This is a genomic window from Flavobacterium sp. (assembly GCF_035299005.1).
Taxonomy (GTDB): domain Bacteria; phylum Bacteroidota; class Bacteroidia; order Flavobacteriales; family Flavobacteriaceae; genus Flavobacterium.
Window position 1 is genome coordinate 168,518 of record NZ_DATGXL010000006.1, and the last position, 20,087, is coordinate 188,604.

16 protein-coding genes are annotated in these 20,087 nt (G+C 29.9%); 12 read left to right on the forward strand and 4 right to left on the reverse strand.

Annotated elements, in window-relative coordinates; translation table 11 throughout:
- Window positions 1-23: 23 nt before the first annotated feature.
- Window positions 24-1,091: a branched-chain amino acid aminotransferase gene (locus VK164_RS03995; protein ID WP_324208116.1), complete on the reverse strand. Its 1,068-nt coding sequence runs from the start codon at window positions 1,089-1,091 to the stop codon at window positions 24-26.
- 255 nt (window positions 1,092-1,346) lie between these two features.
- Here VK164_RS03995 and VK164_RS04000 point away from each other — a divergent pair, with 255 nt between their 5' ends.
- From VK164_RS04000 to VK164_RS04015, 4 genes are all read left to right on the forward strand, one after another.
- Window positions 1,347-1,838: a DUF4920 domain-containing protein gene (locus VK164_RS04000; RefSeq protein ID WP_324208117.1), complete on the forward strand. Its 492-nt coding sequence runs from the start codon at window positions 1,347-1,349 to the stop codon at window positions 1,836-1,838.
- Window positions 1,838-2,302, forward strand: a complete 465-nt coding sequence (locus tag VK164_RS04005; RefSeq protein ID WP_324208118.1) for a hypothetical protein — start codon at window positions 1,838-1,840, stop codon at window positions 2,300-2,302. The genes VK164_RS04000 and VK164_RS04005 overlap by 1 nt, the downstream gene beginning before the upstream one ends.
- A 63-nt stretch (window positions 2,303-2,365) precedes the next feature.
- Window positions 2,366-3,031, forward strand: a complete 666-nt coding sequence (gene mnmD, locus VK164_RS04010) for a tRNA (5-methylaminomethyl-2-thiouridine)(34)-methyltransferase MnmD (protein WP_324208119.1) — start codon at window positions 2,366-2,368, stop codon at window positions 3,029-3,031.
- A gap of 132 nt (window positions 3,032-3,163) precedes the next feature.
- Window positions 3,164-3,358, forward strand: a complete 195-nt coding sequence (locus VK164_RS04015) for a hypothetical protein (RefSeq protein WP_166236192.1) — start codon at window positions 3,164-3,166, stop codon at window positions 3,356-3,358.
- A gap of 34 nt (window positions 3,359-3,392) precedes the next feature.
- Here VK164_RS04015 and VK164_RS04020 read toward each other — a convergent pair whose 3' ends face one another.
- A complete protein-coding gene (locus VK164_RS04020; protein WP_324208120.1) occupies window positions 3,393-4,334 on the reverse strand; it encodes a LysR substrate-binding domain-containing protein in 942 nt (313 codons plus the stop codon).
- Between the two features lie 97 nt (window positions 4,335-4,431).
- Between VK164_RS04020 and VK164_RS04025 the strand changes: the two genes are divergently transcribed.
- From VK164_RS04025 to can, 5 genes are all read left to right on the forward strand, one after another.
- On the forward strand, window positions 4,432-4,911 hold the full coding sequence (locus VK164_RS04025) for a Dps family protein (protein WP_324208121.1): 480 nt from the start codon (window positions 4,432-4,434) through the stop codon (window positions 4,909-4,911).
- A 76-nt stretch (window positions 4,912-4,987) separates the two neighbouring features.
- Entirely contained in the window at window positions 4,988-5,278 is a 291-nt protein-coding gene (locus tag VK164_RS04030; protein WP_324208122.1) for a hypothetical protein, read from the forward strand.
- Window positions 5,279-5,339: 61 nt separating this feature from the next.
- The gene (locus VK164_RS04035; RefSeq protein WP_324208123.1) at window positions 5,340-6,941 is read left to right on the forward strand and encodes a SulP family inorganic anion transporter; all 1,602 of its coding nucleotides are present in this window, start codon (window positions 5,340-5,342) and stop codon (window positions 6,939-6,941) included.
- Window positions 6,942-6,943: 2 nt separating this feature from the next.
- Window positions 6,944-7,627, forward strand: coding sequence for a carbonic anhydrase family protein (locus VK164_RS04040; RefSeq protein WP_324208124.1), 684 nt, complete (start codon window positions 6,944-6,946; stop codon window positions 7,625-7,627).
- 104 nt (window positions 7,628-7,731) lie between these two features.
- A complete protein-coding gene (gene can, locus VK164_RS04045; RefSeq protein ID WP_324208125.1) occupies window positions 7,732-8,367 on the forward strand; it encodes a carbonate dehydratase in 636 nt (211 codons plus the stop codon).
- Here the strand turns inward: can and VK164_RS04050 are convergent.
- Together VK164_RS04050 and uvrA are read right to left on the reverse strand one after the other, a co-directional pair.
- Window positions 8,364-9,560, reverse strand: a complete 1,197-nt coding sequence (locus VK164_RS04050) for an LETM1-related biofilm-associated protein (protein ID WP_324208126.1) — start codon at window positions 9,558-9,560, stop codon at window positions 8,364-8,366. The two genes, can and VK164_RS04050, sit on opposite strands and share 4 nt — an antisense overlap.
- Complete coding sequence (uvrA, locus tag VK164_RS04055; RefSeq protein WP_324208127.1) at window positions 9,560-12,352, reverse strand: excinuclease ABC subunit UvrA; 2,793 nt, start codon at window positions 12,350-12,352, stop codon at window positions 9,560-9,562. The genes VK164_RS04050 and uvrA overlap by 1 nt, the downstream gene beginning before the upstream one ends.
- Window positions 12,353-12,489: 137 nt before the next feature.
- Here uvrA and VK164_RS04060 point away from each other — a divergent pair, with 137 nt between their 5' ends.
- The 3 genes from VK164_RS04060 (at window position 12,490) to VK164_RS04070 (ending at window position 20,077) form a co-directional block, all read left to right on the forward strand.
- Window positions 12,490-15,303, forward strand: a complete 2,814-nt coding sequence (locus VK164_RS04060) for a helix-turn-helix and ligand-binding sensor domain-containing protein (RefSeq protein ID WP_324208128.1) — start codon at window positions 12,490-12,492, stop codon at window positions 15,301-15,303.
- Window positions 15,304-15,542: 239 nt separating this feature from the next.
- Window positions 15,543-18,590: a TonB-dependent receptor gene (locus tag VK164_RS04065; RefSeq protein WP_324208129.1), complete on the forward strand. Its 3,048-nt coding sequence runs from the start codon at window positions 15,543-15,545 to the stop codon at window positions 18,588-18,590.
- An 11-nt stretch (window positions 18,591-18,601) separates the two neighbouring features.
- Window positions 18,602-20,077, forward strand: a complete 1,476-nt coding sequence (locus tag VK164_RS04070) for a RagB/SusD family nutrient uptake outer membrane protein (RefSeq protein ID WP_324208130.1) — start codon at window positions 18,602-18,604, stop codon at window positions 20,075-20,077.
- Window positions 20,078-20,087 lie beyond the last annotated feature (10 nt).

The following is a 20,087-nucleotide window of genomic DNA, read 5'->3' on the forward strand; positions in this document are numbered from 1 at the left end:
TTTTTTATTTTGAACACTGAACACTATATCTTAACTGTCCAGCCAAAAGTATCTTCCGCTAATTTGTATTGTATATTGGTTAGTTTTTCTTTGATTTCTAATGCCATTGAGTTTTCATTTTTTGGTAATTCGTAATAAGTATCTTTATATGAAAAACCTACAATTGGGTTTATTACAGCAGCAGTACCAGCGCCAAAAATTTCTTTCAGAGAACCGTCTTTTGCAGCATTAATTAATTCATCTACTAAAACTGAACGAACTTCAACATTTATATTTTCTCTCTTAGCTAATTCTATTACACTTTTGCGCGTTACACCATCTAAAATACGTTCACTTGTTGGAGCCGTATATAATGTGTCATTAATTCGAAAGAAAACATTCATTGTTCCAGCTTCTTCTAGCTTGGTATGCGTTGCATCGTCAGTCCAAATAATTTGTTGGAATCCTTTTTCGTTAGCTAATTTAGTTGGGTAAAATTGTGCTGAATAATTTCCTGCAGCTTTTGCAGCACCAATTCCACCATTTGCGGCTCTACTATAATGTTCGGCAATAATTACTTTAACTTCTCCAGAATAATATGCACGAGCTGGTGATAAAATAATCATAAAACGATATTCAGAAGATGGCGCAGCAATAACTCCATGACCAGTTGCAATCATGAAAGGTCTGATATATAAAGTATTACCTTTGCCTTTTTTTACCCAATCTTTTTCAATTTCTAAAAGTTTGTGCAAACCACCCATAAATACATCTTCTGGGACTTCTGGCATCGCCATTCTTGAAGCACTTTTATTAAAACGATGAAAATTTTCATCAGGTCTAAACAACCAAACGTCATCTTGTGTATCTTTATATGCTTTCATGCCTTCAAAAATAGCTTGTCCATAATGAAAAACTTTTGCAGAAGGATCAATCATAAAAGGCTCATAGGGTTTAATAACAGGTTTTTGCCACGCTCCATTTTCAAAATCACAAACTAACATGTGGTCGGTAAAAACGTTTCCAAATGTTAGGTTTTCAAAATCTACTTGATTAATTTTTGAAGTTGAAGCCGAAATAATATCAATTTCGCTTAAAGTTTTTAATTCCATTGTGGTTAAACTGTTACAAGTTATGAATTTAGATAATTAGCAAAAAAAATACTATTTTTTTTGAATTCTTTGCAAATCTAATAAAAAAAAGAAGTTTTATTTTTATATAATTAAAAATAATTATCAACAATAAACGAGAAGATGTGTTATTAAAAAATAAGTAATAATTTTATAAAGAACTATTAATTCTTTTAATTTATGCGATGTAAAAGTAAAAAAATATAGTTAATTTTGTGGAATAAATCCTTATAAAAAATGAAAAAAATACTTACTCTTGTTGCAATAGCTACATTATTTGCTAGTTGTGAACAAAAAAAAGAAGTTGCCCCTCAAGTAGCAAAAGTTGAATATGCAAAATTTGGAGATTCAATTTCGGCTGATGGAGCTTTATCTAATGATGAAATGATGAAAAAATTTGCCACTTTGAAAGAAGGTGATACTCTTGAGGTAAAATTTAAATCAGAAATTAATGAAGTTTGTCAGAAAAAAGGTTGTTGGATGACTTTAGATTTAGCAGATGATAAAGAAGCTTTCGTAAAATTTAAAGATTATGGTTTTTTTGTACCTAAAAATGCACAAGAAAAAGAGGTTATTGTAAATGGGAAAGCTTTTGTAAGTATTGAAAGTGTTGATGTTTTGAAACATTATGCTAAAGACGCTGGAAAATCTCAAGCCGCTATCGATAGTATTACTGAACCAAAAGTAACGTATTCATTTATGGCTGATGGTGTTTTAATCGCTAAATAATGAAAAAAATACTGATTATAGTTTTCGGATTATTACTTTTTTCTTGTGATAAGAAAGAAGGTAACAAATCGGAAAAGAGAACAGATAAAGAAGCATGTACTACTAATTCAAAAACAAATAAAGATGGTTTTGAAATGTATGAGATGTCTGAAATGGCTGCTCTTATGGAACAAATGTATGTTGATAATCAACGTTTAAAAGAAAGAATTGTTAAAGGTGATACGATAGGAAAATTTCCACAGCATTTTATTAAAATTCATAAAGCTGTAATGACAGATGAAACTGATAAAGATGCTTTTTTTAACGAACAAGCAGCAAAATTTATCAAAGCTCAAGAATTGATTTATGAAGATCCAAAAAACGCCAAAGAGCATTTCAATAACGGAATCGATGCTTGTATCAAATGCCACGAAGTAAAATGTGGTGGGCCGATACCGAAAATTAAAAAGTTATATATTAAGTAACATATATTTACATTAATTGAGGTTTGAGATTTTCTTGAACCTTTTTTTGTGTTACAAAATTCAATGAAAAGAGAAATTATAATCACTAACGACGGTTCTACAACAATCCGAATTCCTGAATGGGATGAAAATTATCATTCTACACACGGTGCTATTCAAGAAGCAAAACATGTTTTTATCAAGAACGGTTTGAATTTGTTTCAAAATCAGGCTGAAATAGCAATTTTAGAAATTGGATTCGGAACTGGATTAAATGCCTTTATTACTTTTATAGAAACTTTAAATAAAAAGAAAGTCAATTATGTTGGAGTAGAAGCCTATCCGATTTCAGCAGAAGAAGTTTGTCAAATGAATTATGTTTCTGAATTGCAGGTGGAGAATTTTAAAACAGTTTTTGAAACCCTTCACAACTGTGGTTGGGAAATAGAAAATCAATTAGCTCCCAATTTTAATTTAACAAAAAGAAAACAATTTTTTCAAGATATTGACGATAAAAGCAAGTACGATTTAATTTATTTTGATGCCTTCGGATTTCCACTACAACCCGAATTATGGAGTGAAGTTATTTTTAAAAAAATGTATGAAGCTCTTTTAACCAATGGCATTTTAGTAACTTATGCATGCAGAACTCCAATAAAAAATGCAATGTTAGCAGCAGGATTTTTAATCGAAAAACTACCTGGAGCTCCAGGAAAACGTGAAATGCTTCGAGCTATTAAAAAGTCATAATTTTTCTTGTTAAATAAAAAATTAGCAAAAAATTAGCATTTTTTTTACAAACTATATCGTTTTCGTAAATAATTTTTATTTATCTTTACATTAAGTTCTTATCACTAGTCTAACCAATAAACTAGAATTAATATGCCCCGAGCAATGTTTTCTTATACCAAATCTATTTTGGAAAGAGTAAGTTTTGATGCAAAATTATTTTGTAAGGAATTAGAAAAAGCAGTTAGAAATTTGCTTCCTTATGAAATTGAGCAGCTAAGAGAGTGGCTTTTACAATTCACTGAAGAAAAGCCAGAATTAAGACAATGTTTAATCTATATCAACTAAAATAAAAGTCCCGTTAAATGCGGGACTTTTTTTGTTATTTTTTTGTTTTAGGACTAATGATTTCTACATCGCTAAAAGCAATAGCTCCTCTGACTACTCCAGAGATTACATCTCGCAAAGCATTGATGATATGAATTTTTAATTCATTTTTAGGGTAAATTAAACTAACTTCTCTTGCTGGTTTTGGATCTTTAAAAGGTTTCAACTTAGCTTTGTTTTTATCATTCAAATCTAATGTATGTAAATAAGGCAATAATGTGGTACCTAAACCTTCATCAGCCAATTTAATTAAAGTTTCAAAACTGCCACTTTCTAGTTGAAAATGATTGTCTGCAATATATTTATTGTTTTTGCACAAATTTAAAATTCCATTTCTAAAGCAATGCCCGTCTTGTAGTAATAAAATGGTGTCAAAATCAATATCTTCTACAGTTATTTCTTTTTTATTAAAACTACTATGATTTTCAGGAATATATGCTACAAATGGTTCGTAATATAATACAATTTCTTTTAGATTTTCTTCTTCCAAAGGTGTTGCTGCAATAGCACAATCTAAATGACCATTTTTTAGTTTTTTTATAATTTCTTCTGTAGTTTGCTCTTCAATAATTAAATTAACTTTTGGATATTTTTTAATAAAATTATTTAAAAACATAGGCAATAGCGTTGGCATCACAGTAGGAATAATTCCAACGTTAAATTCTCCACCAATATATCCCTTTTGTTGATCAACAATGTCTTTGATTCTACCTGCTTCATTGACTATGTTTTTTGCTTGATTTACAATTTTTACACCTACTTCAGTTAATAAAATTGGTTTCTTGCTTCTGTCAAAAATTAAAATATCCAATTCATCTTCTAATTTTTGAATTTGCATGCTTAAAGTAGGTTGGGTTACAAAGCACTTTTCTGCAGCCAGCGTAAAATTTTTATATTCTGCAACAGCCAAAACATAATATAATTGGGTAATTGTCATAGTATTGATTATTTTGATGCAAATATAAAAACTATCAATTAAATTTATATGTTTTGGTTTCTATATTTTGTAGATTTGAAATAGAAAATAAAATAAAATGAAAATAAATAGTATAGGTTTACCAATAAAAGAGTCAGAAGAATTAGTAAATGAATTAAATAAATTATTATCTAATTTTCAGATTTATTATCAAAATTTAAGAGGATTACATTGGAATATTCGCGGAAAGCGTTTTTTTGATTTACATTTAAAATTTGAAGAATTATACAACGACAGTCAAATTAAAATTGATTTAATTGCTGAGCGAGTATTAACATTAGGAGGAACGCCATTGCACACTTTTTCTGATTATATATCAAATAATGAATTAAAAGTTGGAAAAAATATTTCTAAAGATATTGAAGCTATTGAGTTAATTTTAGAATCGTTGAGTATTTTGTTACAACTTGAAAGAATCATTTTAGCCAAGGCGAGTGCTATTAATGATGAAGGAACAAATTCAATGATGAGTGACTTTATTACCGAACAAGAAAAAACGAATTGGATGCTCAAAGCATGGATGGAAGAAGAAATTTAATACGAAAAAACATCTAAAAGGATATTTTTATAAAAAAATTAAGAAAGATATAAAATCAAACCACTATTTTTGTTTCGTGAAAATTTTAGTAAACATAGTTGCTTTCTTGTTTATTACTTTTTTATCGACGCCTACTATAATTAGTATGATTGATAAAGATGTAGATACTTCATACTTTTATAATATGTGTGAAGAAGAAGAAAACCATGTTCCTTTTAATGAAATAAAATCGTTGCCATCTGTAGCTTTTTTGTTTACTAATTTTTCAAGTGCTACCTTGTTTACTTTAAACGTTTCGATTGAGCATGATTTAAATTTTGATAATTTAGCTCATCAAATTTTCTCTCCACCACCCGAATTTATATAATACACTTGTTTTTTTAAGCGCTTAATTTTCGAGCGTAATATTAATGTATTATATATTCTTTATGAGTAATCATCATATTTTTTCAAATGTAAGAGGAGATCTTGCGTCTGGATTGGTTGTTTTTTTAGTTGCATTACCACTTTGTTTAGGTATTGCCCTTGCATCGGGAGCACCTTTGTTTTCAGGAATTGTTTCAGGAGTAATCGGAGGAATTCTAGTCGGTTTTTTCAGCAATTCAGCACTAAGTGTTACAGGACCAGCTGCTGGTTTAACTGCTATTGTTTTATCCGCTATTACCGATTTAGGAGGTTTTGATATATTTCTAGTAGCAGTAATTTTAGCTGGTTTACTACAAATAGGTTTAGGCTTCTTGAGAGCAGGGAGTTTCTCTAATTATTTTCCTACTAGTGTAATTGAAGGAATGTTAGCCGCAATTGGTATTATAATCATTTTAAAGCAAATTCCACATGCTTTTGGACACGATGTAGACAATGAAGGAGATTTCTTTTTCATTGAAAAATCTGGGCATACTACTTTTGATACCTTAATTGAATCCATTAATCATATTCATTTAGGCGCATTAATTATTGCCGTAATATCACTTGCTATACTAATTACATGGGATAAAGTTCCCGCTTTAAAGAAAATTAAAGTGGTACCAGGTGCTTTGGTTGTAGTAATTGTAAGTATTTTACTAAATGAATTTTTTATCCAAACTAATTCAGTTTTGGCAATTGTTACTGAAAATCATTTGGTTAATTTACCATCATTTACAGAAATTAAAGAAGGTTTTGCTCTGCCAAATTTTGGAGCTTTGACAAATTCAAAAGTTTGGTCTGTAGCAGCTACTATTGCTGTTGTGGCTTCTATTGAAACTCTGTTATGCATTGAAGCAACAGATAAATTGGACCCATATAAGAGGTATACAGACACTAATAGAGAATTAAAAGCTCAAGGGATAGGAAACATAGTTAGTGGTCTTTTAGGTGGTTTACCAATGACATCTGTTGTTGTTCGTTCTTCAGCGAATATTAATTCAGGTGGACGCACAAAATTAGCCACTATTTTCCATGGATTTCTACTGATTGTATTTGCTTTATCTATTCCATTTATACTAAATAAAATTCCTTTAGCCGCTTTAGCCGCAGTTTTATTAATGGTTGGGTATAAATTAGCGAAACCTAGTGTATTTATACATTTATGGAAAAATGGATTTTCTCAATTTATTCCTTTTGTAGTTACAGTTGCTGCAGTTGTTGGAATTGATTTACTTAAAGGTGTTGCTATTGGTCTTAGTGTAAGTATTTTGTTTATCCTATATCAAAATTTAAAAATTGCATATTCATTTAGGAAAGAATCTTTTCATGATGGTGATGTAATTACAATAAAATTAGCTCAAGAAGTTTCGTTTTTAAACAAAGCAGCTATAAAAAGTACTTTAGGAAATATTCCAGAAAAATCAAAACTAATTATTGATGCTTCAAATGCTAAATATATTGATTTTGATGTAGTTGAAATGATTAAAGATTTTAGAAATGTTCAAGCTAAAGATAAAGATATTGACCTTACACTTAAAGGATTTAAAGAGGTTTATAATTTGGAGAATACAGAGTTTAAGCACGTAAAAATTAAAGATTCAAAAGAAGAAGAAATAAAAATATAATTATGAAAGCACATAATAAAGAAACACAAGCACAAATGACACCTCGAAAAGCATTAAACTTTTTGCAAGAGGGAAATAATCGTTTTTTAAGCAATTTAAAAGCAAATAGAAACTTATTGGAACAAGTTAATGAAACTCGAGATGGTCAATGGCCTTTTGCAACTATTTTGAGTTGTATTGATAGTAGAACATCTGCTGAATTAATTTTTGATCAAGGATTAGGTGATATTTTTTCGGTAAGAATTGCAGGTAATATTGTGAATACAGATATTCTGGGAAGTATGGAATTTGCATGTAAAGTTGCTGGTTCTAAATTAATTGTAGTTTTAGGTCATAGTAAATGTGGTGCGGTCAAAGGTGCTTGTGATCATGTTGAAATGGGAAATTTAACTGAACTTTTATCTAAAATTCAACCAGCGGTTTATCAAGAAAAATCAACTACAGATAATAGATGTTCAAAAAATAGTGAGTTTGTAGAAAATGTAGCAGAAATTAATGTAAAACGAAATGTAAAAAACATCATTGAAAGAAGTTTTGTATTAGAACAAATGCTAGAAGAAGGTCAAATAGGTATTGTAGGTGCAATGCATGATATTGAAACAGGAAAAGTAACTTTCTATGATGATGTTATGTACATTAAGGACGATATAAATCCTGAATTTACAATTGCCGATTTAAGACATTAAAATTAATTAGTATAAAAATTTTAGAATAGCTATCATTTCAAATACAATTATTACTGAATTGATAGCTTTTTTATTTTATATTTGATACCGTATAAACTATGATAATGAGCGATTTTTACAAAAAAATATTAGATAATAATAAAAAATGGGTCGAAAATAAGTTAGCTATTAGCCCAGACTATTTTAAAAATCTAGCTGACGGACAAAACCCACCATTACTGTGGATTGGTTGTTCTGATAGTCGAGTTCCTGCGAATGAAATTATTGGTGCCGAACCTGGAGAAGTTTTTGTACACCGTAATATTGCAAACATGGTGGTACATTCCGATATGAATATGTTAAGTGTTTTAGATTATGCAGTAAATGCTCTAAAAGTAAAGCACGTAATTGTTTGCGGACATTATGGTTGTGGTGGTGTAAAAGCGGCAATGGGAAATAGTTCTATTGGAATTATTGATAATTGGATTCGTCATATTAAAGATGTATATCGTTTTCATCAAGATGAATTAGATGCTATTTCTGATGAAAAAGAACGATTTAATAAATTTGTTGAAGTGAATGTAAAAGAGCAAGTAATGGACTTAGCAAAAACCTCAATCGTTCAAAATGCATGGAAAAACGGACAAGATTTGTCGTTACACGGTTGGGTTTATGGATTGAACGATGGTTATGTGACCGATTTAGGAGTAAATTTTAGCTGTGATAAAGACTTGGATGATGTGTATCAATTAAAGTTTTAATCTTCCAAATTCTCATTAAATGCGGAAGGTAATAATTGAGGAATAAATTTTATCAAAATAGGCAACAATAAACCGCCACCAGGAAGTAAAAAGATAGTCAACGATGGAACTGTTTTACAGATATCGAGCAACTGTTTTTTTACTTTCTTTTTTTCATCTTTACTCAAATCTTTTCGAGTAGATTTGGCTAAAAGTTGCATTAATTCACCACTTTCTTTGATTTCTTTGGTTAATCTGTCTTTGTTGCGAATAATTAGCTTCGTTACATTTTTATTAGCTTGATCATAAAAATGCTTGATAGGATTTGAATAATTAAAAAACGGAATTTCTGCTTTGTATTGATTGATAAAAAAGTTAACTTCATTGATGCTTTTTTCAAGAATTAATGCATCTAAACCTAAATTTGTATTAATCTTTTTTAAAAAATCATTTTCTTCTTTTTCTAATTTTTCATCACTCCACAAAGCCATTTGTGCTATATCTAACAAATATAGCTTCTCTAATAACTCATCGTATTTCAGTAATTTAATATCTGAAAATTCAATAGAATTAATTGTTGAAAACTTGGTATAACGAATTGAATTTTCGAATAGTTTTACCAATAATTCATCATATTTAGACTTGTTTGGTTTGATTTTAAGTGCTAATGATACAATTTTTATGCAGTCAGATTCAACATTTTTTAAATAATCTGAAGCTAATTCGTTGTTTTTTAAATAGTAATGAAATGCCAATACATCAATAAATAATAAAGCATTGGTTATAATATGCGAAAAGTTTTTGCTAATACTATTCTGATTGGTTTGAATTCTGTTGTCAATCACTTTTTCCAATCGTGAACTGCGAGAGCCTTCAGGCAACATTTTTTTGATGAAATTCAGATTTTCTGGCTGTATGATTTTGTAAAATTCATATACAGATTCAATAAAATCTTTTGAATTGACTTTTTCTTTTTCAAGAGAATATACTGAAAATAGAGTGTTTAAAAAGCCAACTTTTGTAATTTCATCATATGACCATTTTGTAGTATTTAGATTTTCTTTCAATTGAAAATTAACTACATAACCATAAATAAAACCGGTTTTTCTACAACTTTCATAAAAAGACAAATAATTACCTTGAAAATCAATGAAATTATCACGATTTTCAGTAAAAAACTTGTCAATCCAACCGTTTGTAGAAGGGTTAATCATTAGTTTAGTTTCTCTTTTAAATATTTTCCTGTAACTGAATTCTTGTTTTTAGCCACTTCTTCTGGTGTGCCAAAAGCCATTAATTTTCCACCATTTTCACCACCTTCAGGACCAATATCTAAAATATAATCAGCACATTTGATTAAATCTAAATTGTGTTCAATTACAATAATTGAATGTCCTTTTTCCAACAAAGCATCAAATGAAGCTAACAATTTTTTGATATCGTGAAAATGTAAACCAGTTGTAGGTTCATCAAATACAAATAACGCTTTATCTTTTATAGTTCCTTTAACTAAAAATGATGCCAATTTAATACGTTGTGCCTCGCCACCAGAAAGAGTAGAAGACGATTGTCCAAGTTGTACATAACCCAAGCCAACATCTTGTAAAGGCTGTAATTTTTGAGTGATTTTTGTCTGTTTGTGTTCGGTAAAGAAATTCAAAGCTTCATCAATGGTCATTTTTAAAATGTCATCAATGTTTTTTCCTTCGAAAGTAACTTCTAACACTTCTTTTTTGAAACGTTTTCCATTGCAAGCTTCGCATTCTAAATGAACGTCTGCCATAAATTGCATTTCAATGGTTACTTCGCCATCGCCTTTACACACTTCGCATCTTCCGCCATCAACGTTAAATGAGAAATGTTTAGCTTGATAATTTCTTAGTTTGGAAACGTTTTGTTTCGCAAATAATTCACGAATATCATCATAAGCTTTAATGTAAGTTACTGGATTCGAACGCGAACTTCTTCCAATAGGATTTTGATCAACGTATTCGATATGTTTGATGTGAGAAAAACTTCCTGCTAATTCGGTAAATTGTCCTGCTTTTTCACCAACACCTTCTAACTTTTTTTGGATGGCTGGGAATAAAATTTTCTTTACCAATGTACTTTTTCCACTTCCCGAAACACCTGTAATCACTGTTAAACATTCAAGAGGGAAAGTGAAATTTTCGTTTTTTAAGTTGTTTTCTCTCGCACCAATAACTTCGATATGATTTTTGAATTTTCTTCTTGTTTTTGGTACCGAAATTTCTTCTTTTCCATTCAAATATTTCGCTGTTAATGAATCCGCTTTAAGAATTTCATTATATGTTCCTTGTGCAACCAATTCGCCACCATGTGTTCCTGCTTCAGGCCCAATATCGATAATCATATCAGCAGCTTTCATGATGTCTTCGTCGTGTTCTACTACAATAACGGTGTTGCCTAAATCACGTAAATCTTTCAATACTTCGATTAATCTTTCGGTGTCTTTTGGGTGTAAACCAATACTTGGTTCGTCTAAAATATACATCGAACCTACCAAACTACTTCCTAACGAAGTGGCCAAGTTGATACGTTGCGATTCGCCTCCAGAAAGTGAGTTAGAATTGCGATTTAATGTCAAATAACTCAATCCCACATTGAATAAAAAGTCTAAACGATTGTTGATTTCGATTAACAAACGTTTGGCTACTTTAGTATCGTATTCGTTTAATTCTAATTTTTTAAAGAAATCAATTAAGTTAACGATTGGTAAATCAACTAAATCTGAAAGTGTTTTGTCTGCAATTTTAATGTAATTGGCTTCTGGACGTAACCTTTTTCCTTTACATGTTTGACATTTTGTTTTTCCTCTGTATCTTGAAAGTAAAACCCGATTTTGAATTTTATAATTTTTCTCTTCTAATTCCGAAAAGAAATCGTTTAATCCCGTGAAATATTTATTTCCGTCCCAAATCAATTGCTTTTGTACTTCTGAAAGTTCGAAGAACGGTTTATGAATCGGAAAATCAAATTTATAAGCATTGTTTACCAATTGGTCTCGATACCATCCCATACTTTCACCACGCCAAGGAAACACTGCATTTTCATAAATAGATAAGGCGGTATTTGGAATTACTAACTCTTCATCAATTCCAATAACGCTTCCGTAGCCTTCACAAGTTGGACAAGCTCCGTAAGGATTGTTAAAACTGAACAAATGAATATTTGGTTCTAAAAATGTTATGCCATCCAATTCAAAATTAGAACTAAATTCCAATCTTTTTTTTGAGTCTACTTCTTGTAAATAACAAATCCCTTTACCTTCATAAAAAGCGGTTTGTACAGCATCTGCTAAACGGTTGAAAAATTCTTCTTCGGTTTTAACCATAATTCGGTCAATAATCAATAGAATATCTTTGTTGTCCAATTGATGTTGGTCAATCATATCCAAGCGCACCATTTCGTTATCCACTAAAATACGTGCAAAACCTTGTTGTAATAATACTTTTAATTTGTCTTCCAAAGCTCTTCCTTCTTCTAAATGAATAGGAGCGAGGAGTAACCATTTGCTATCTATTGAAAATGTCTTGATGTCATTTATCACATCAGAAACGGTATCTTTTTTGACTTCTTTTCCAGAGATAGGAGAGTAGGTTTTACCAATTCGTGCAAAAAGAAGCTTTAAATAATCGTAAATTTCAGTTGATGTGCCAACTGTAGAACGCGCATTACTAGTGTTTACCTTTTGTTCAATGGCAATGGCTGGCGCAATTCCTTTAATATATTCTACTTTTGGTTTATCTAATCTGCCTAAAAATTGTCGTGCGTAAGAAGATAAACTTTCAACATATCTGCGTTGACCTTCGGCATACAAAGTATCAAAAGCCAAACTTGATTTTCCAGAGCCAGAAAGACCAGTAATTACTACCAATTTATTTCTAGGAATAGCAACATCTAAATTTTTAAGGTTATGCAATTGAGCACCTTTAATTAGGATATTTTTTTTGGGTTCTAAAGTTGAAAAATCGGGTTGTGTCATTGTTGTTTTTTATAGAAATGCAAATATAGTCATTTATCAAAATACAATAAACTCAATTTGAAAATACATTTTATGTGTATTAATTTGAAGAATTGAAATTGAAACGATATTTTTACATTCTAAACATTCACAATCTCATGAATTTTTCGGTTAAAAGTCTACTTTGTATATTGTTTGTTTTTCTTAGCACTTTTATTATTGCTCAAGAGCTACCACCTATTGTAAAATATCCTTCAAGTGTTTATAATGCTGGAAATCAGAATTGGATGATTTCTCAAGATAGTAATCAATTTTTATTGTTTGCTAATAATGAAGGATTGTTAGAGTTTAACGGTTCTAATTGGAGTTTATACCCATCACCTAACGAAACTATTATTCGATCTGTAAAAGTTGTTGGTGATAAAATATATACAGGCTGTTATATGGAATTTGGGTATTGGACACGAGAAGCAAATAATCGTTTAAAGTATCATTCATTAAGTAATAAAATCAAGACTAAAATTATCGATGATGAACAATTTTGGAATATATTAAATTATGAGCAATGGGTGATTTTTCAATCATTAAATCAAATTTATATATATGATTCAAAAACCAGTAATTTTACTATTATTACTCCTAAAAATAATATTTTAAAAGCCTTTCAGACTAATAATTCTATATACTTCCAAGTAGCTAACGAAGGTTTGTATGAAGTTGAAAATGGCAAAAGTAAATTGATTTCAAATAGTTCAGTTGTTTTAAGCAATAAGATTGTTGAACTATTTTCAAATGAAGATGGTTTGTTATTGCAAACACAATCGAAAGGCTTTTTTAAGTATATCAATGGTGTTTTTTCTTCATTTATAACAGAAGTAGATGCACAAATCGCATCTAGTAGTGTGTATAGTAGCCAACAACTATCAGATAAAGGTTTTGCTATAGGAACAGTTTCTAATGGTATTTTTATTCTTTCTGCTGATGGAAAATTAAAGTATCATATTACACAGAATAAAGGTTTAAGTAATAATACAGCGTTGTCATTATTTGAAGATATTGATAAAAATTTGTGGATAGGATTAGATAATGGAATTAATTGTATCAATTTACAATCACCAGTCAGAAGTTATTCTGATGATACTGGAATATTAGGCACAGTATATACTTCGCTTTTGTATAAAAATAAATTATATATAGGTACTAATCAAGGATTATTTTTTAAAAGTTTTAATTCAGAAGAATCCTTTCAATTTGTAAAAGGCACAAAAGGACAAGTTTGGTCAATATTTGAAAATAATGGAACTTTGTTTTGTGGGCATGATTCAGGGACTTTTATTATTGATTCAGATAATGCACAGCTAATTTTTTCTGCTTCTGGTACATGGAAATTTGAAAAGGTATTGGGAAGAAACGATTTGTTATTACAAGGAAACTATTATGGGATTTCTGTTTTAGAGAAAGTTAATAATCAGTGGCGTTTTAGAAATAAAGTTTCTGGGTTTGATTATTCGTCAAAGTATTTTGAAATAACAGATACAAATGAAGTATATGTAAGTCATGAATATAAAGGTGTTTTTCGATTTAAACTTAATAATAACTTTACCAAAGCATCTGATTTTTTTGCATATAACACCCCAAAAAAAGGTAAGAATGCTTGTTTAAAAAAGTTTAATAATTCTATTTTTTATGCTAATAAAAAAGGAATTTTCAAGTTAGATAATAGTTCTAAAAAGTTCATTAAAGACACAATTTTAAGTGCAGTTTTTCAAAATGATGAATTTACCTCAGGGAAATTGATTGTAGATAAGTCTAATAAACTATGGCTGTTTTCTAAAAATTATATTCATTACTTTACCTTGAGTAAATTAAGTAATCAACTTAAACAAAATACAATACCAATTCCAGCTTCACTAACTAATTCTATGTTGGGATATGAAAATATCACTCAATTGACGAATTCGATTTATTTAATAGGAACTACTGATGGATATTATACAATTAATATCAACGATTTAAGTTTTAAAAATTATAGTGTTTCCATTGCTAGCATTACTATAAATAAATTAGATGAAAAATTAATAAATTGTTCTGTAAAATCAATCGGGGAGTTTGCTCATGATGAAAATAATATTGTATTTAATTATACTGTTCCAGAATATAACAAATATATCAATGCAGAATATCAATATATTTTAGAAGGATTGCAAGAAGAATGGACTGAATGGTCGGCAAAAACGTCTGCAAATTTTAAAAATTTACCACCAGGAAAATATGTTTTTAAGGTTAGAGCAAAAATTGCAAATTCTAAACCAGAAAACATTGCAATTTATAGTTTTGAAATTTTAAAACCATGGTATGCTACAAATTTAGCTCTAATTTTGTATTGTGTTTTGGGAGTTTTACTAGCGATATACATACACAAAACTTATAAAAGATATTATAAAAATAAAGAACAAAAGTTAATAGAAGAAAATAACTTGTTATTAGAAATTGCTGCTTTAGAGAGTGAACAGCAATTGATGAAACTTAAAAACGAGCAATTATCTAATGACGTTGATAATAAAAATAAAGAATTAGCAGTTTCAACAATGAGTTTGATCAAAAAGAATGAATTATTATCATTGATTAAAGAAGATTTGAAAAAAACTTCTGAAGATAGCAATAAGAGTATCAAATCTGTTATAACTACTATTAATAAAAATATCACAGAAGAAGATACATGGAATGTGTTTAAAGAAGCATTTGATAATGCAGATAACGATTTTTTGAAGAAAGTTAAACAAGCTCATTCATCATTAACACCTAATGATTTAAGATTATGTGCTTATTTACGACTAAATTTATCTTCTAAAGAAATTGCACCTTTATTAAATATTTCTGTGAGAAGCGTTGAAATAAAAAGATATCGTTTGCGTAAAAAAATGGATTTATCACATGAACAGGGTTTAGTCGAGTATATTTTAGCATTTTAATCACAACAAAAACATAAAATTACCTATACAAAACCTCAACAATAACGTTTTCGAAATTAATTTTGTTAAAAAAAATAATTTCTAACATCTTTAAAATTACCTCATAAACACTAATTAGTTTTATTGAATTATAAAATAATTAGTGTTTTTTTTATTATGTATGTTTTTTGTAGAGGTTGTTTTTGGCAAATTATTCAATGTTGTATATAATTTTATACATATCAAAAACCTAACAAATTATGAGATCTAAATTATTATTATTTGCATTCTTGCTATTTACATCAATTGGTTTTTCACAAGCTGTTGATGTAACAGGAACTGTATTAGATTCCAGTACGGGAGAAGTACTCGTCGGGACAAACATTTTTATTAAAAATTCTCAAACAGGTATTTCTACAGATATCGATGGGAATTTTAAAATTACTGGTGTACCAGTTGGTTCAACCTTAGTATTTAGTTACTTAGGTTATAAAGACTTTGAGTATAAGGTTTTAACATCAGAATCAATTAAGGTTAAATTAGTTGAAACTACACAGGCATTAAATGAGATTGTTGTTTTGGGTTATTCAAGCCAAAAAAAGAGAGATGTTACTGGTGCTGTAACTGTTATTACTGGTAAAACAATTGATGACTTGAAGCCAATAAAAGTAGAACAAGCACTTCAAGGTACGGTGTCAGGTGTAGTTGTAACACAACAATCAGGAGCACCGGGTGCAGGATTGGATATTAAAATTAGAGGTGTAGCAACAAATGGTTCTACAGGTCCTTATGTTATTATTGATGGTTATCAAGGTGATTTAAGTATTTTGAATCCAGACGATATTGAATCAATAACTGTATTAAAAGATGCTCAAGCAGCTATTTATGGAACATTAGGTGCTAATGGAGTAGTTGTAGTTACTACAAAATCAGGAAAAAGAAATACTAAAACTAAGGTTTCATATTCTGGTTATACAGGTTTTCAAGAAACATCAAAAAAGTTAAACCTATTGAATGCAACAGAATATGCACTATTACTTAATGAAAGCTATGCAAATGGAGGACAAAATTTACCTTATCCAAATGTAAGTGGTTTAGGAACAGGCACTGATTGGCAGGATCAAATTTTCAATAAAGCACCAATGGTGAGTAATGAATTTAGTTTTTCAGGTGGTTCTGATAAAATTGCTTATTCTTTTAGTGCTTCTGACTTATATCAGCAAGGAATAATAGGAAAGAGTAAATCTGATTTTAAACGAAATACTGCACGCTTGTCTTTGAATGCAGATTTGTCTGAAAAAATTAAATTTCAAACTAACTTAATTTACACATATTTAGACAGAGATTCATTTAATGATAGTGGTTTGGGTTCAGTATTATTTAATGCAATAAATACTCCATCAACACTTTCAGTATTTGATACAAATGGTAACTATACATTGGTTCCAAGTACACCAGGGTACGGTATAGAAATTATTAATCCATTAGCACAATTAGATAATACATTTAATGATTATAAATTAAAAAAATTAAATGGAAGTGTACGATTTGATTATGATATAATTAATCATTTGAAATTAACTAGTAGAATGGGTTTTAATACTAGTAACAGTGATGGTAAATCTTTTGCAAAAGAAGTTTCTTATGGAGGAAAAGTATTTGACGTTACTAGAAGTAGCGTTTCTCAAAATAAGATTAATGATAACAGTTACACTTTTGATTTTTTTGCAGAATACAATAACACATTTGGTGAAAATCACAAAGTTAAAGCTACTGTAGGAACTACAGTTTATAAAGAGTATGGTTCAGGTTTATTCGGAACAGGTTATGATGTTCCAAATAATTCATGGGACTACGCAGATTTAAGTTTAGCAACTGGTACTGGTGGTGATGGAGTAAGAGATACTTATTCGTATGCTTATGATGAAAGAAGGTTATCTTTTTTCGGTTTTTTTGAATATGCTTTTAATGGAAAATATTTATTAACAGGAGCACTGAGAAGAGATTTATCAACCAAATTTGGTCCAGAAAATAGAGTCGCAATTTTCCCATCATTTACTGCTGGTTGGGTAGTTTCTGACGAAAATTTCTTTAAACAAACTAAAACATTGAATTTTTTGAAATTAAGAGCTAGTTATGGTGTTTTAGGTAATGATCAAATTAGAAATAATGGATATGTTGGTTCTTTAAGCGGAGAAGCTACATATGTTATCAATGGAAGTGTTGTAAATGGTACTGCAGTTGGAGTTTTGCCAAATCCAAAATTACAATGGGAGGAAGCTAAAAAATTTGATATTGGTGTAGACTTAAAAATGTTTGATGAAAAAGTGTCAATTACATCAGATTATTTTTCTGAAACTAGAGATAATTTATTAATTGGAAACATTCCTGTTTCAGGTATTACTGGTGTTTATGCTCCAGGTTCAGGTTCACCAACAATTAATGCTGGAGCTGTTAGAAACAGAGGTTTAGAATTTGCAATTAATTACGAAGATAAGATTTCTGAAAGCATGAAATTTAAAGTTGGTTACAATGTAACAACTATTGATAATGAAGTATTAGAAGTAAATAATAGTACAGGCTATTTAGAAGGAGGTTCATTTGGTGTAGGTCAATTATATCCTGTAAGAATGGAAGCAGGTCAGCCAATGGGTTATTTTTATGGATATCAAACTGATGGTATTTTTCAAAATCAAGCTGAAATCGATGCGCATCCATCACAAGCAGCTTTAGGAGCAGCAACTGCCCCTGGTGATATCCGTTATAAAGATTTAAATAATGATGGTGTAATCAATCAAAATGATAGAACTAATATTGGCGATCCAATTGCTAATGTTACAATGGGTTTTAACTTTACATTGAATTATAAAAATCTAGATTTGACATCATATTCTTATGCATCATTAGGAAATGATATGATTCGTAATTATGAAAGAACACTTTCTGATGTAAATAGATTAAACTATGTTTTAGATAGATGGACAGGTGAAGGAACAAGTAATACGGTTCCAAGAGTTACCACTGCAGCTACCAATAATAATGTCCTTTCAGATTATTTTGTTGAAGACGCTTCGTTTTTGAGAATTCAAAATATTCAATTAGGTTATAGCTTTTCAGAAAATATCATTCAAAAAATAGGATTGTCAAAACTGCGTTTATACACAAGTGTAAATAATGTTTACACTTTTACAAAATATAGAGGTTTTGATCCAGCAGCAACCAACGGCTCTCCTATTGGAGGAGGAATTGATTATGGATTTTATCCAACACCTAGAACATTTATTTTAGGTATTAATGCTAACTTCTAAATAAAGAAATTATGAAAAAATATATAGTAAAAACAAGTTTAGGGTTGCTACTTTTTACAACACTTTTTGTAGCTTGTACAGATAGTTTTGTTGATAGAGAACCTGTCTATTCAATTGATTCTGAAAATTATTTCAATTCAGAAGATGATTATTACAAAGCGCTAATAGCAGCTTATGATATGCTTCAGTCAAGTTATGTCAATGTTTTATTGGGTGAAATAGCATCAGATAACACTCTATCTGGAGGAGAAAGTGCAAATGATGTAATCGGATTTCAGCAAATAGATGACATGACGCATACACCAGTCAACAGCAATTTAAGAGATATCTGGAATTGGATGTTTGCAGGTGTTAATAGAGCAAATTATATTTTAGAGTTTAAAGATAAAACTGATTTTGAAGGAAAAGAACAGATTATTGCAGAAGCTAGATTTTTAAGAGCATATTATCATTTTGAATTAGTTAAATGGTTTGGTCCAATTCCTATGAAAGGTGATGCTCGCTTCAAATTAGGAGACGAGAAAGTCATCCCACGTTCTTCTGTTGAAGATGTTTATGCATCAATAGAGGCAGATTTAATTTATGCCATAGCAAATTTAAATGAAGTTGCTCCTGAGACAGGAAGAGCTACCAAAGGAGCTGCTCAAGCATTATTAGGAAAGGCATATTTATATCAAGATAAATTTGTTGATGCTTCAAATGTTTTGGAGGATTTAATTACGGATGCAAATTATTCATTGGTAACAAATTACAACTCGATTTTTGAAAATTCTGGAGAAAATGGGTCAGAATCGGTTTTTGAAGTTCAGTATACAGATACTGAAGGCGCAGGTTTTGGTTGTTTACAATGTAGTGAAGGGAATGTTGCAGTAGGTTTTAATGGAATTAGAAACTATTCAGGACCATTATTCGATTCAGGCTATAGTTTTAATGTGCCTACACAAGAAGCGTACGATGCTTTTGAAGTTGGAGATAATAGACGTGATGTAGCAATTTTAAATATTGTAACATGGGCTTCATCAACAGGAGCTTCATATGGAACAGGATATAAACACACAGGTTTTTTCAATAGAAAATATTTACCTAGACAAGGTGATGCAAATATTGGTGACCAAAACTTAACCAACCCAAACAATTATAGAGCAATTCGTTATGCAGATGTATTATTAATGGCGGCAGAAGCATATAACAGAGGCGGTATTGATGATGTAAAAGCTAGAACCTATTTAAATCAAGTTAGACGTAGAGCATTCGGAGATACTAACCATGATATTTCAGCTTCGGGAGCGGCTTTAACTGATTTTATTTTAGCTGAAAGAAGATTAGAATTAGTTGGTGAGGGTCATCGATTCTTTGATTTAGTTCGTACTAATAGAGCGGCAACTACAATTACTGGATTTACTCCAAATAAAAATGAAATATTTCCTATTCCAATTGAAGAAATTCAATTTTCAAATGGAAATTGGCAACAAAATCCTAACTATTAAAAAAAATCTA